The organism is Silicimonas algicola, assembly GCF_003148765.1.
GTDB lineage: Bacteria > Pseudomonadota > Alphaproteobacteria > Rhodobacterales > Rhodobacteraceae > Silicimonas > Silicimonas algicola.
Genome location: NZ_QGGV01000004.1, coordinates 89,254 through 103,810, shown reverse-complemented (window position 1 = coordinate 103,810; position 14,557 = coordinate 89,254). Strand labels below are relative to the sequence as shown.

10 protein-coding genes are annotated in these 14,557 nt (G+C 65.6%); all 10 read left to right on the top strand.

Going from position 1 to position 14,557, the window contains the following annotated elements:
- Nucleotides 1–183 precede the first annotated feature (183 nt).
- The 10 genes from C8D95_RS10400 to C8D95_RS10355 all read left to right on the top strand — a co-directional run bounded on the left by C8D95_RS10400 (nucleotide 184) and on the right by C8D95_RS10355 (nucleotide 14,505).
- On the top strand, nucleotides 184–1,617 hold the full coding sequence (locus tag C8D95_RS10400; protein WP_109759122.1) for an NAD(P)-dependent oxidoreductase: 1,434 nt from the start codon (nucleotides 184–186) through the stop codon (nucleotides 1,615–1,617).
- 92 nt (nucleotides 1,618–1,709) lie between these two features.
- Nucleotides 1,710–2,141, top strand: a complete 432-nt coding sequence (locus tag C8D95_RS10395; RefSeq protein WP_338143042.1) for a GFA family protein — start codon at nucleotides 1,710–1,712, stop codon at nucleotides 2,139–2,141.
- Complete coding sequence (locus C8D95_RS10390) at nucleotides 2,138–2,581, top strand: GFA family protein (RefSeq protein WP_109759121.1); 444 nt, start codon at nucleotides 2,138–2,140, stop codon at nucleotides 2,579–2,581. Before C8D95_RS10395 ends, C8D95_RS10390 begins: the two co-directional genes overlap by 4 nt.
- A complete protein-coding gene (gene gltB / locus C8D95_RS10385; RefSeq protein ID WP_109759120.1) occupies nucleotides 2,578–7,110 on the top strand; it encodes a glutamate synthase large subunit in 4,533 nt (1,510 codons plus the stop codon). Before C8D95_RS10390 ends, gltB begins: the two co-directional genes overlap by 4 nt.
- A gap of 67 nt (nucleotides 7,111–7,177) precedes the next feature.
- Nucleotides 7,178–9,193, top strand: a complete 2,016-nt coding sequence (locus C8D95_RS10380; protein ID WP_109759119.1) for an NADPH-dependent 2,4-dienoyl-CoA reductase — start codon at nucleotides 7,178–7,180, stop codon at nucleotides 9,191–9,193.
- Nucleotides 9,194–9,325: 132 nt separating this feature from the next.
- Nucleotides 9,326–10,114 carry a chromate resistance protein ChrB domain-containing protein gene (locus C8D95_RS10375; protein WP_109759118.1) on the top strand — a complete coding sequence of 263 codons (789 nt, stop codon included), beginning with the start codon at nucleotides 9,326–9,328 and terminating at the stop codon, nucleotides 10,112–10,114.
- Nucleotides 10,111–11,376, top strand: a complete 1,266-nt coding sequence (gene chrA, locus C8D95_RS10370; RefSeq protein ID WP_109759117.1) for a chromate efflux transporter — start codon at nucleotides 10,111–10,113, stop codon at nucleotides 11,374–11,376. Before C8D95_RS10375 ends, chrA begins: the two co-directional genes overlap by 4 nt.
- 56 nt (nucleotides 11,377–11,432) lie before the next feature.
- Complete coding sequence (locus C8D95_RS10365; RefSeq protein WP_109759116.1) at nucleotides 11,433–12,326, top strand: LysR family transcriptional regulator; 894 nt, start codon at nucleotides 11,433–11,435, stop codon at nucleotides 12,324–12,326.
- A gap of 175 nt (nucleotides 12,327–12,501) precedes the next feature.
- A complete protein-coding gene (locus tag C8D95_RS10360) occupies nucleotides 12,502–13,326 on the top strand; it encodes a DUF481 domain-containing protein (protein WP_109759115.1) in 825 nt (274 codons plus the stop codon).
- A gap of 273 nt (nucleotides 13,327–13,599) precedes the next feature.
- The gene (locus tag C8D95_RS10355; protein WP_109759114.1) at nucleotides 13,600–14,505 is read left to right on the top strand and encodes a LysR family transcriptional regulator; all 906 of its coding nucleotides are present in this window, start codon (nucleotides 13,600–13,602) and stop codon (nucleotides 14,503–14,505) included.
- The last annotated feature ends 52 nt before the right edge of the window (nucleotides 14,506–14,557 follow it).

The window sequence follows — 14,557 nt, the reverse complement described above, 5'->3', positions numbered from 1 at the left end:
CACTCTAACCCTTTGTGACTCCGAGGAAAGAGAAAGAATTGGTCGCATACCGGACCTAATTATACTTCGAAAGGTGCAAAGTTGCGCCGCGACAGGCGAAAACTTTCGCATATAGGTCAGCACATATGACTTTTAATTACTTTCGAACCGACGTAAGAGGGCCGTGCCACAGGGAGATGGACGATGGCAGAGAATCCCATGCTCAAGTTTGTCAGCGTACCACGCGACATGCCCCAGAAGCGTGACGCGAGCGAGCGCCGGACGGACTTTCACGAGATCTATGCCGAGTATGCGGACCGGAAGGCGCAGGAGCAGTCGAGCCGCTGCAGCCAGTGCGGCGTGCCCTACTGCCAGACGCATTGCCCGCTGCACAACAACATTCCCGACTGGCTGATGTTGACGGCCGAGGGAAGGTTGCGCGAGGCCTACGACGTCAGCCAGTCGACAAACACCTTTCCCGAGATCTGCGGGCGGATCTGTCCGCAGGACCGGCTGTGCGAAGGCAACTGCGTCATAGAGCAGTCCGGCCACGGCACGGTCACCATCGGATCGGTCGAGAAGTACATCACCGATACGGCCTGGGAGCAGGGCTGGGTCATGCCCATCGCGCCGAAGGTCGAGCGGTCGGAAAGCATCGGTATCATCGGCGCGGGGCCCGGCGGGCTGGCGGCGGCGGACCGGCTGCGGCGTGCGGGCGTGCAGGTCACGGTCTATGACCGCTATGACCGCGCGGGCGGGCTGATGACCTATGGCATTCCGGGCTTCAAGCTGGAGAAGGACGTGGTCATGCGCCGCGTCGAGCAGCTGGAGCAGGGCGGCGTGACCTTCGTGCTGAACTGCGACGTGGGTGTGGACCTGTCGTTCGACGACATCCGCGCCAAGCATGATGCCGTGCTGATCGCCACCGGCGTCTACAAGAGCCGCGACCTGGGCGGACCCGGCAGCGGGGCCAAGGGCATCGTGCGGGCCATCGATTACCTGACGGCCTCGAACCGGAAGAGCTTCGGCGACGAGGTGCCGGAATACGACACGGGCGAGTTGAACGCAGCGGGCAAGCGCGTGGTCGTGGTGGGCGGCGGCGACACCGCGATGGACTGCGTGCGGACCGCGATCCGGCAGGGTGCGGTGAGCGTGAAGTGTCTCTATCGCAGGGACAAGGCCAACATGCCGGGCTCGCAGCGCGAGGTTCAGAATGCCGAGGAAGAGGGCGTGGAATTCGTCTGGCTGTCCGCGCCCAAGGGGTTCGCGGGCGACAGCGTGACGGGCGTGATGACCCAGCGGATGCGGCTTGGCGCGCCCGATGCGACAGGACGGCAGATGCCGGAGCTGATCGAGGGATCGGACTATGTCGAGGACGCGGACCTGGTGGTGAAGGCGCTTGGGTTCGAGCCCGAGGACCTGCCGACGCTGTGGGGCGTCGACGAGCTGGAGGTGACCCGCTGGGGCACCATCAAGGCCGACTTCCGGACGCACCATACAAGCCTCGAAGGCGTGTTCGCGGTGGGCGATATCGTGCGGGGGGCGAGCCTTGTGGTCTGGGCGATCCGCGACGGGCGCGAGGCGGCGGATTCGATCCTGTCGTACGTCGCGAAACCGGCGGCGGTGGCGGCGGAATAGGTTTCGGTATCACGTCGGTATTACGTCGGTATCGCGTCGGTGCGTTGAAATGAACCAAGGTCAGCAGGGCTGACCCGATCAATGAAGAAGACATGAACGGAATGGCCGGAGTGCTGAAAGGACATTGCCTGTGCGGCGCCGTGACGATCACGGCGACGGCGCATGAGCATTCCGCCAGCGCGTGCCACTGTTCGATGTGCCGGCGGTGGACCGGCGGTCCCCAGTGGGGGTTCGATGCGCCCGACGAGGCGGTGACGGTCATTGGCGAGGTCCGCACCTACCGTTCTACGAGTTTCTCCGAGCGGGCCTTCTGTCCGGTCTGCGGTTCGCACCTGTGGCTGCGCGACGACGGCGGCCCATACGAGTTCGTTCCAGGAATTTTCGAGGGTGCGCGCGACATGCCCTTGGTGCGCGAGGTCTATGCCGACCGCGCTTTTGCCTGCGCCCAACTTTCGGGGGATCATGAGCGCGTCACCAAGGCCGAGTACGAGGCCGGGAAACCGCATGTGGAGGGTGGGGCATGAGCGCGCGGACAGGTGGATGTCTTTGCGGTGCGGTGCGTTTTGAAGCGACCGAGGTGCCGGAGACCTTCGGCGCCTGCCATTGCGAGATGTGTCGGCGCTGGACAGGGTCGGCGCTGCTGGGCGTGACGGTGCCGCTCGAGTCGGTGACCTGGGAGGGTGCGGACAGCATCGGGCGGCTGCAAAGCTCGGACTGGGCCGAGCGCGCCTTCTGTTCGCGCTGCGGCTCGCCGCTGTATTACCACGTCACGGCCGAAGGGCCGATGGCCGAGAACCTCGAGATGCCCATTGGCCTGTTCGACGACCCGTCGGGGTTCGTGTTCACCAACGAGATCTATATCGACAACAAGCCGGACAGCTTTGCCTATGCCGGCGACCGTACCCGCCTGACCCGCAAGGAGACACTTGCGAAGTTCGGGATCGCAGAGGGAGACCTGCAATGACCAAGTTCGACGCAGACTGGGCCGCCGCCGAAAAGGCGAAGCGTGCATGGATGGCGGAAAACAGTCTCTATTCCGAGGATACCGAGCATTCGTCCTGCGGCGTGGGGCTGATCGTGTCGATCGATGGGTCGAAGTCCCGGAAGGTGGTCGAGAACGGGATCGACGCGCTGAAGGCGGTCTGGCACCGGGGTGCTGTCGATGCCGACGGCAAGACCGGGGACGGCGCAGGCATCCATGTGCAGATCCCGGTTCCGTTCTTTTATGACCAGGTCGAGCGCACCGGGCACCAGCCTCGGCCGAAAGAGCTTCTGGCGGTGGGGCAGGTGTTCCTGCCGCGGACGGACTTCGGGGCGCAGGAGACCTGCCGCACGATCGTCGAGACCGAGATCCTGCGGATGGGATACTACATCTATGGCTGGCGGCATGTGCCGGTGGACATCAGCGTGCTGGGCGAGAAGGCCAACGCGACGCGGCCCGAGATCGAGCAGATCCTGATCTCCAACTCGAAGGGCGTCGACGAGGAGACCTTCGAGCGCGAACTTTACGTCATCCGGCGGCGGATCGAGAAGGCGGCGGCGGCGGCCCAGGTGCCGACGCTGTACCTGTGTTCGCTGTCGTGCCGGTCGATCATCTACAAGGGCATGATGCTGGCCGAGCAGGTGGCCGTCTTCTATCCCGACCTGATGGACGAGCGCTTCGAGAGCGCCTTCGCGATCTATCACCAGCGCTATTCGACCAACACCTTCCCGCAATGGTGGCTGGCGCAGCCGTTCCGGATGCTGGCGCACAACGGCGAGATCAACACGCTGAAGGGCAACACCAACTGGATGAAGAGCCACGAGATCCGGATGGCGTCGTCGACGTTCGGGGAGCTGGCCGAGGACATCAAGCCGATCATCGCGAACGGGGCGTCGGATTCGGCGGCGCTGGACGCGGTGTTCGAGGTGCTGGTGCGGGCGGGGCGGAACGCTCCGATGGCGAAGACGATGCTGGTGCCCGAGGCCTGGTCGAAGCAGGCGACCGAGCTGCCCGAGCCGTGGCGCGACATGTACAACTATTGCAATGCGGTCATGGAGCCGTGGGACGGTCCGGCGGCCCTGGCGATGACCGACGGGCGCTGGGTCTGCGCGGGGCTCGACCGGAACGGGCTGAGGCCGATGCGGTATACCGTGACGGGTGACGGTCTTCTGATCGCCGGGTCCGAGACGGGAATGGTCCCGGTCGAGGAGTCGAGCGTGATCGAGAAGGGCGCGCTGGGGCCCGGACAGATGATCGCCGTCGACATGGTCGCGGGCAAGCTGTTCCACGACGTCGAGATCAAGGATGCGCTGGCGGCGAGCCAGCCCTTCGGCGAATGGGTCGGCAAGATCGCCGAGCTGGACGTCGAGCTGTCGGGGCTGACCGAGGCGCCGATGTTCGAGGGCGAGGCGCTGCGGCAGCGGCAGATCGCGTCGGGCTATACGGTCGAGGAGCTGGAGCAGATCCTGGCGCCGATGGCCGAGGACGGAAAGGAGACGCTGGCCTCGATGGGCGACGACACGCCCTCGGCGGTGCTGTCGAATAAGTACCGGCCGCTGAGCCATTTCTTCCGGCAGAACTTCAGCCAGGTGACGAACCCGCCCATCGACTCGCTCCGCGAGTACCGGGTGATGAGCCTCAAGACGCGCTTCGGGAACCTGAAGAACGTGCTGGACCAGGATTCGAGCCAGACCGAGATCATCGTGCTGGACAGTCCCTTCGTGGCGAACGTCCAGTACGGGCGGCTGTGCGAGCTGTTCAAGTCCGAGATGGTCGAGATCGACTGCACCTTCCCGGCGGACGGCGGCAACGGCGCGCTTCAGGCCGCGCTGACGCGGGTGCGGAGCGAGGCCGAGGACGCGGTGCGGTCGGGGGCGGGTCACATCGTGCTGACCGACCACCATCAGGACGCCGACAAGATCGCGATGCCGATGATCCTGGCGACGAGCGCGGTGCATTCGTGGCTGACGCGGAAGGGCCTGCGGACGTTCTGCTCGCTCAACGTGCGGTCGGCGGAATGCATCGATCCGCATTACTTCGCGGTGCTGGTCGGCTGTGGCGCGACCATCGTGAACGCCTATCTCGCCGAGGATTCCATCGCGGACCGCATCCGGCGCGGGCTGATCGAGGGGTCGCTGACCGAGGCCGTGGCGCGCTATCGCGCGGCCATCGACGCGGGTCTTCTCAAGATCATGTCCAAGATGGGGATCTCGGTGATCTCGTCCTATCGGGGCGGGCTGAACTTCGAGGCCGTGGGGCTGTCGCGCGCCATGGTCAACGAGTATTTCCCCGGAATGCACAGCCGGATCAGCGGCATCGGCATCCTGGGCATCCAGAAGAAGGCCGAGGAGGTTCACGCCTTGGGCTTCTCGGGGTCTTCGGTCCTGCCCATCGGCGGGTTCTACAAGGCGCGGACCACCGGCGAGACGCACGCCTGGGAAGCGACGTCGATGCACATGCTTCAGGCGGCGTGCAGCAAGGCGTCCTATGCCATGTGGCAGCAATACACCGCGAAGATGCACGCGATGCCGCCCATCCACCTGCGCGACCTTCTGGCGATCAAGCCGATGGGCAAGCCGGTGCCGATCGAGGAGGTGGAGAGCATCACCTCGATCCGGAAGCGGTTCGTGACGCCGGGGATGTCGCTGGGGGCCTTGTCGCCCGAGGCGCACAAGACGCTGAACGTGGCGATGAACCGGATCGGAGCGAAGTCGGATTCGGGCGAGGGCGGCGAGGATCCGGCGCACTTCCTGCCGGAATCGAACGGCGACAACCCGTCGGCGAAGATCAAGCAGGTGGCCTCGGGCCGCTTTGGCGTGACGGCCGAGTACCTGAACCAGTGCGAAGAGCTGGAGATCAAGGTTGCGCAGGGCGCCAAGCCCGGCGAGGGCGGGCAATTGCCCGGCATGAAGGTGACGGAACTGATCGCGCGGCTGCGGCACTCGACGCCGGGCGTGACGCTCATCAGCCCGCCGCCGCACCACGACATCTATTCCATCGAGGACCTGGCGCAGCTGATCTACGACCTCAAGCAGATCAACCCGCGCTGCAAGGTCTGCGTGAAGCTGGTGGCGTCCTCGGGCGTCGGCACCATCGCGGCGGGCGTGGCGAAGGCCAAGGCCGACGTCATCCTGATCTCGGGCCACAACGGTGGCACGGGCGCGTCGCCCGCGACCTCGATCAAGTATGCGGGCCTGCCGTGGGAGATGGGGCTGACCGAGGCGCATCAGGTCCTGGCGATGAACAATCTGCGGGAGCGGGTGACGCTGAGGACCGACGGCGGCCTTCGGACGGGCCGCGACATCGTCATGGCGGCGATGATGGGGGCCGAGGAATACGGCATCGGCACCGCCGCGCTGATCGCGATGGGCTGCATCATGGTACGCCAGTGCCAGTCGAACACCTGCCCGGTGGGGGTCTGCACGCAGGACGAACGCCTGCGGGCCAAGTTCACCGGCAACGCCGACAAGGTAGTGAACCTCATCACCTTCTATGCGCAGGAGGTTCGCGACATCCTTGCCTCGATCGGGGCGCGGTCGCTGGGCGAGGTGATCGGACGCGCGGACCTGTTGAGCCAGGTCAGCCGGGGGTCGGCGCATCTGGACGACCTGGACCTGAACCCGCTTCTGATCACGGTCGATGGGGCGCATGCGATCCGCTATGACCGCGACAAGCCGCGGAACCCGGTGCTGGACACGCTGGACGCCGAGATCGTCAAGGACGCCGCGCGCTTCCTCGACGACGGCGAGAAGATGCAGCTTTCGTATGCGGTGCGGAACACGCATCGGACCATCGGCACGCGGACCTCGTCGCACATCGTCAAACGTTTCGGGATGAAGAACAACCTGCAGCGCGACCACCTGACGGTGAAGCTTCAGGGTTCGGCCGGCCAGTCGCTGGGCGCCTTTGCGGCGCCGGGTCTGCGGCTGGAGGTGTCGGGCGACGCCAACGACTATGTCGGCAAGGGTCTGTCGGGCGGCACCATCGTGGTGCGTCCGCCGATGGCCTCGCCGCTTGTCGCGGACGAGAACGTCATCATCGGCAACACCGTGCTTTACGGCGCGACGGACGGCTATCTTTTCGCCGCCGGCCGGGCGGGCGAGCGTTTCGCGGTCCGGAACTCGGGCGCGAAGGTGGTGGTCGAGGGCTGCGGGTCGAACGGCTGCGAGTACATGACGGGCGGTGTGGCGGTGATCCTTGGCCGGATCGGGGCGAACTTCGGCGCAGGGATGACGGGCGGCATGGCCTATCTCTATGACCCCGAGGGCGCGACGCGGGCGGTCATCAACATGGAGACAGTGGTGATGATCCCGGTGCAGGAGGGGCATTACATGCAGGAGCTCGAGGAGCTTCTGGAGATGCACCTGGCCGAGACCGGCAGCCGGAAGGCCGCGACGCTGTTGCAGAACTGGGAGGAGGAGAAGGGCTTCTTCCTCCAGATCGTGCCGAAGGAAATGCTGAACAAGCTGGCGGTTCCGGTGGACGTGAAGCGGGCGATTCCCGCGGAATAGGGACTGTTCCGGGTCTGACGCCGGGTTTCAGGTGACAGGGTCATGGCGCGGCGGCATTGTCCGCGCCATGACTGCTTACCCGCACCTTCTGTCGCCGCTCGATCTAGGCCACGTCGTCCTGCCGAACCGCGTCCTCATGGGCTCGATGCACACGGGGCTGGAGGAGCTGGGGGATTTCGACCGGGTCGCGGCCTATTACGCGCGGCGGGCCGAGGGCGGCGTCGCGCTGATGGTGACGGGGGGCATGTCGCCGAACCGCGAGGGGGGCGTGCTGCCGGGGGCGGCGGGGCTGTTCTCGGATAGGGACATCGCGAACCATGCGCGCGTGACAGAGGCCGTTCACGACGCGGGCGGGCGGATCGCGATGCAGATCCTTCACGCCGGGCGTTACGCCTATTCGCCGGAGTGCGTGGCGCCTTCGGCGATCAAGTCGCCGATTTCGCCCTTCGTCCCGCGCGAGCTGGACGAGGCGGGGATCGAACAGCAGGTCGCGGACATCGTGACGGCCGCCGTGCAGGCGCGCGAGGCGGGCTATGATGGCGTCGAGGTGATGGGGTCGGAAGGGTACTTCCTGAACCAGTTCCTGGTGACCCACACCAACCGGCGCGAGGATCGCTGGGGCGGGCCCTACGAGAACCGGATGCGGCTGCCGGTCGAAGTGGTGCGGCGGGTGCGCGAGGCGGTGGGACGGGACTTCATCCTGATCTATCGCATCAGCCTGATCGACCTCGTGCCCGACGGCTCGACCTTCGAAGAGGTGGTGATGCTGGCGCAGGCGGTCGAGGCGGCGGGGGCGTCGATCCTGAACACGGGCATCGGCTGGCACGAGGCGCGGATCCCGACCATCGCCACCAGTGTGCCGCGCCGGGCCTTCGCCTGGGTGACGCAGAAGCTGATGGGTCAGGTGGGCATACCGCTCATCACGTCGAACCGGATCAACACGCCCGAGGTGGCCGAAGCCGTGCTGGCCGAGGGCTGCGCCGACATGGTGTCGATGGCGCGGCCGTTCCTTGCGGATCCTGATTTCGTGAAGAAGGCGGCGGCGGGTCGGGCGCGGACCATCGCGCCCTGCATCGCGTGCAACCAGGCCTGCCTGGATCATACGTTCGAGCTGAAGGTGGCGACGTGCCTCGTGAACCCTCAGGCGGCGCACGAGACGGAGCTGGTCTATTTGCCTGCAACAGTGACGAAAACGGTGGCGGTGGTGGGGTCGGGTCCGGCCGGGCTGTCGGCGGCGCTGGTGGCGGCGCTGAGGGGTCATCGGGTCACGCTGTTCGACCGCGCCGAGTGGATCGGCGGGCAGTTGAACCTGGCCAAGGCGGTGCCGGGGAAAGAGGAGTTCCACGGGCTGATCGACTGGTTCGGGACGATGCTCGAGGAACGGGGCGTCGATGTGCGGCTGGGTGTCGAGGCCGGTGTCGATATGCTGCGCGGCTTTGACGAGGTGATCGTGGCCACGGGTGTCCATCCGCGCGATCCAGGCGTGCCGGTCGCGGGCGGGCATGTGGTGAGTTACGTCGACGTCCTGACCGGGCGCGAGGTTGCGGGAAAGCGTGTCGCCGTGCTGGGCGCCGGTGGCATCGGGTTCGACGTGGCCGAGTTTCTGACCACGGGGGAGAGCCCGACGCTCGACCTGCCGGAGTGGATGCGGGAATGGGGCGTGACCGACCCCGAGGCGCACCGGTCGGGGCTGGCGCCCGAGGGACCGCAGCCCGCGCGCAGTCCGCGCGAGGTGGTGCTGCTCCAACGGAAGGCCGAGAGGCCCGGCAAGCGTCTGGGCAAGACGACGGGATGGATTCACCGGGCGTCGTTGCAGATGAAGGGCGTTCGGATGCTGAGCGGCGTCGCCTACGACAAGATCGACGCAGACGGGCTGCATATCCGGCGGCAGGACGGGACGACCGAAGTCGTGGCGTGCGACACGGTCGTGCTTTGCGCCGGACAGGTCAGCGAGAGACGCCTTGCGGAGGCGCTGGAGGCGGAGGGCATCGCAACCCATGTCATCGGAGGCGCGGATGTCGCGGCGGAGCTGGACGCCAAGCGGGCGATCGACCAGGGCAGCCGTCTGGCGGCTCGAATCTAGCTGTGGACCGGCGCGCGACCCATGCTAGAGAAGAGCCAAGGGGTTGAGCGCGAACGCCCCGTGAGGCCGAGGCCCAAGTTCGCTTCCTAGACATCCCGCCCCTGTCGGCGGGACAGGGAGGTTCAGAGGGCCATGCCGTCACTTCAGGAAATCTCGCCGACGCAACTGTCGCGTCTGATCGGAACGCCGGAAGCTCCGGTGCTTCTGGACCTGCGCGTCGACGAGGACTATGCCGCCGATCCCCGGATGGTGCCGGGATCTGTCCGTCAGGATTATCGTGCAGCAATCGGCATCGCGCCGGGCACGCGCGTCGTGACGATCTGTCACCGGGGCCGCAAGATCTCGCAGGGGGTCGCGGCGCAGCTTCGGGCCGAGGGTGTCGCCGCCGAGGTCCTGGAAGGCGGGTTCGTCGCCTGGGCCGAGGCCGGGTTGCTTACGGTCACGGATGTGCCAGCCCCGCGCAGCCTTTGGGTGACGCGGCAGCGGCCAAAGATCGACCGCATCGCCTGTCCCTGGCTGATCCGGCGTTTTATCGACCGCGAGGCGCGGTTTCTGTTCGTGCCGTCCCAGGACGTGACCGAGGTCGCCGCGCGGTTCGGGGCCGAGGCCTTCGATGTCGAGGGCGTGCGTTACAGCCACCGGGGCGAGGCCTGCACCTTCGACACGCTTCTGGAAGAGTTCGGGCTGAGGTCGAATGCGTTGGACCGGCTGGCACTGGTGGTGCGGGCGGCAGACACGGATCGACACGATCTTGCGCCTCAGGCAGCGGGGCTTCTGGCGCTGTCGGTGGGGCTTTCCCGCTTGTATAGTGACGATATCGCGCAGCTCGAGGCCGGCATGGGGATGTACGACGCGCTGTACCGCTGGGCGCGGGACGGGTTCGAGGAAGGCCATGACTGGCCGGCAGGGAGGCCGCAATGACGCCCGCGCCGAGCCTCGGCGAGGCGGTACGGGTCTGGTCGCGGATCGGGGTGCTGTCCTTCGGCGGGCCTGCTGCGCAGATCGCGCTGATGCACCGCGAAGTGGTCGAGGAGAAGGGCTGGCTGAGCGAGAGCCAGTTCCTGAGCGCGCTCTCCTTCTGCATGCTTCTGCCGGGACCGGAGGCGATGCAGCTTGCGACCTATTCGGGCTGGCGCCTTCACGGCACATTGGGCGGTCTGGCGGCGGGCCTTCTGTTTGTCCTTCCCGGCGCGGTCGTCATCCTTGCGCTATCGGGGGTCTACCTGGCGTGGGGGACCGTGCCGATGGTGCAGGCGGCGTTCCTGGGCATCAAGGCTGCGGTGCTCGTCATCGTGCTGGAGGCGCTGCTGCGCGTGGCCCGCAAGGGGCTGAAGGAACGCGCGCACTGGGTGGCGGCGGCGCTGTCGTTCGTGGCGCTGTTCGTCTTCGCGCTGCCGTTTCCGCTTTTGATCCTTGCCGCAGGCCTGTGGGGCTATGCCTCGACGCGAGGCGGTGCGGCCGAGGTGGCGGGGCCGGCAGGCGTTCCCCTTGGCCAGACGGCGCGCACGGTGGCGATCTGGGGCGCGATCTGGGTGGCGCCGCTGATCCTGGTGGAGGTTACGGGAGGACCTGCGATCCTGACCGAGATCGGCGTCTTCTTCTCGACGCTCGCCACGGTGACCTTCGGCGGGGCCTATGCCGTGCTGGCCTACATGGCGCAGGATGCCGTGGCGGCGAAGGGCTGGCTGTCGGCGGCCGAGATGGTCGACGGGCTGGGGCTGGCCGAGACGACACCGGGTCCGCTGATCCTCGTGACCGAGTTCGTGGGGATCCTTGCGGCGGCGCGCGAGGGGGGCGGAATCGACCCTGTCATGGGACTTGCGGGGGCCGCGATGACGCTTTGGGTGACCTTCGCGCCGTGCTTCCTGTGGATCTTCGCAGGCGCGCCATACGTCGAGTGGCTGACAGCCCAGCGGCGGCTCAAGGGCGCGCTGGATGCGATCACCGCTGCCGTGGTCGGGGTCATTCTCAACCTCTCGGTCTGGTTCGCGCTGCATGTCCTGTTCCGCGAGGTGACGCGGGTCGGCTGGGATCACTTGGGCGTGTGGTTGCCTGACTTCGGAACGGTCGAGCCGGTCGCCGTCGCTCTGACGGGCGTAGCGGCGATCCTGTTGTTGAAGCTCAGGGCCGGGATACCCCTGACTTTGGCGGTCTGCGCGGGTCTGGGGATGTTGGGCGGTTGATTGCCTCTGCGCATGGGTTGTAGGGATGAGGTGAGCTTTCCTCATGGAGACACACCTTGGATTACGCCCTTGTTCGCACCTTTCTGGATGTCGCCGCGACCGGCAGTTTCGTTCGGGCCGCCGCGCGGCTGCAGGTCACGCAGTCGGCGGTAAGCCTGCGCATCCGACGGCTTGAGGAGTCGCTGGGACGCCCGTTGTTCACCCGGTCGAAGGCGGGGGCCGAAATGACCGCGGCCGGGCGCGAGTTCGAGCGCTATGCGCTGTCGATGATCCGGGTGTGGGAGGAGGCGCGGCAGCAGGTCGCGATCCCCGAGGGATTTTCCGAACGCCTGACGATCGGGGCGGAGTCCTCGCTTTGGCCCCGACTGGGATTTCGCTGGATCGACGCGTTGCGCGCGGCTCGTCCGACGTTGAGCATCCGGGCCGAGCTTGGCGGGCCGGACCGGCTGACGCGGTTCCTGATCGAGGGCATGGCGGATGCGGCACTGACATACACGCCGCAGCAGAGGCCGGGCCTTACCGTCATCAAGGCGATGAACGACGAGCTGGTCATGGTCGCGTCCTGGGCCGGAGCCTCGCGGGAGGATGGACTCCTCGGGGAGCGATATGTCTTTGTCGACTGGGGTCCGGAGTTTCTGCAGGCGCATGCGGTGGGCCTGCCCGAATTGACAAACCCCGGACTGACGCTGTCGCTGGGAACGCTGGCGGCGGAGTTCATTATGAACCGAGCCTTCGCGGGATACCTGCCGGCGCGCTACGTCAAGCGCTTCATCGACGAGGGCGCGCTGCACCTTGTCGCCGGGACTCCGACCTTCCGTTTCCCGATCTGGGCGGTGTTTCGCCAGGAAATCCCGGACGACCTGATGCGGGTCGCGGCTCACACTCTTGTGAGCGCAGGTGAAGCACTGGAGTCGGAACAGGCCCCTCTCATGGCTGTTTGTCAGATGTGAACTTTCACGCGCCTCATGTGTTGGGTGGAATCCGGCCTGAAATACATAAGTGATAATCATGTCACGGTCGTATGTTTTGAGTTTTCCTTACGCATCACCCCGCCCTATCTGAGGTTGAGGCTACATCGCTTCCGTCCATTTTCGGACGGCCACCAGACAGACAGGATGGATTACCATGACCCATAAAACCGTCATCGCCGCATCGTTGATGGCGCTGCTCGCCGCCGCTCCGGCCATCGGACAGAGCGCTATCGTCGGCATCGAAGACCTCGACGACCGTATCGACGACATTCAGGAAGACGTCAGCGACGAGTTCGCCGAAGCCGAAGATGCCAACCGTTTCGGCAACAACCAGTACGCCCAGGGCTGGGATGGCAGCGTATCGCTCGGCCTTTCGGCCACCTCGGGCAACACCGACACCGGCGACTTGTCGTTCGGCGGCCGGTTCCGCTATGGCAGCGGTCCCTGGAACCACACGCTGGGCTTCGCGGGTGAATTTTCCGAGGACGATGGCATCCGCAACAAGGAAGAGGTCTTCGCGACCTACGACGCGAACCGGTATTTCACCGACCGCTTCTACATGTTCGGCCTGGGCTCGATCCGCTACGACGACTTCGCGTCGAACCGGTATGACGCCTTCCTGGGCTTTGGCCCTGGTTACCGGATCGTGAACACCGATCAGATGACGTGGCGGATCCAGGCCGGTCCGGGTGCTCGCTACATCGAGGACCAGCTCGGCGACGACACGACCGAGGTCGCAGGCATCGCGTCGTCGCGGTTCTATTACAAGTTCAGCGAGACCACGTTCCTGACCAACGACACGGACATCCTGGTGTCGGACGAGAATACCGCCGCGACCAACGACCTGGGCGTCAACTTCAAGATGTCCGATCGCCTCGCCACGCGCTTCTCGTACCGCACGGAATACGACAGCGATCCGCTGCCGGGCCTCGAGAGCACCGACAACACCCTCGGTGTGTCGCTGGTCTACGGCTTCTAACCAACGAACCCTCGTGTGTAATTGGTGGGTTGTTATCCCTTATGGGGGCGGAGAGATCCGCCCCCTTTTTCTTGCGTGATGCTGCCAACTTGCCCGTGGGATCGAAGCGCAGGCGCCCCTGACGCACGTGGTTCCCGGCGCCGTCCTCGTCTACATCCGTAAAACAATCCCGATAATACCGGGTAATTGTCGGGGTCTTTCCCCATTCTCGCCCGAATTGACCTGCAGAAGGAACGGGCCTTGGGGGCAAAAGATACAAGGGTATGAAACCTGATGGACCGTCTGACGGAAATGGAAGCGTTCGCAACCGTCGTGGATCAGGGTGGGTTCACCGATGCCGCCAAGAAGATGGGGATCTCGAAGTCCGCGGTGTCGAAACATGTCTCGTCTCTGGAAGCGCGCCTTGGTGCGCGGCTTCTGAATCGGACCACGCGCCGCGTGTCGCCGACCGAGATCGGACTGGCCTACTATGATCGCGCGCGACGCGTGCTGAACGATGCCGGCGAGGCGGATGCGCTGGTCACCTCGATGCAGTCGGCGCCTTCGGGGCTGCTGCGTATCTCGGTCGCGACCGACTTCGGCGTGAACCACCTGTCGCCGGTGCTTGGCGAATTCCTTCAGGAATTCCCGGATATCACCGTGAACATGGTGCTGAACAACCGCTATGTCGAACTGATCAGCGAGGGCTTCGACCTTGCGATCCGGATCGGCGAGCTTGAAGATTCGACCCTGCGTGCGCGCAAGCTGTGCGAGACGAACCGCAGGATGATCGCGGCGCCCTCCTACTTCGACAAGTACGGGCGGCCGCAGAAGATCGACGACCTGAACGAACACAAGCTGCTGCATTATTCGAACAACTCGTCCGGCAACGTCTGGAAGCTGACGGCGCCCTCGGGTGAAAAGCGCCAGGTGCGGACTGCCGGTTGGCTGACGGTGAACGACGGGCAGTCGCTCTTGAACGCCGCGATCGCCGGGCTTGGGATCGCCTACCTGCCGTCCTTCCTTTATGCCGACGCGATGGAACACAAGCTGATCGAGGAAGCCATTCCCGATCTGCCGGTCGAGACGCAGGGCATCTTCGCGGTCTATCCGCCGGGACGCTTCACCCAGCCCAAGGTCCGCGCCTTCATCGACTTCCTCGTCCATGCCTTCGCCGAGAAGGGACCGGACAAGTGGTGACGGTCTGACCGTACCAGAACGACTTTTCCCCCGACTGACTGCCCTTGTGAAC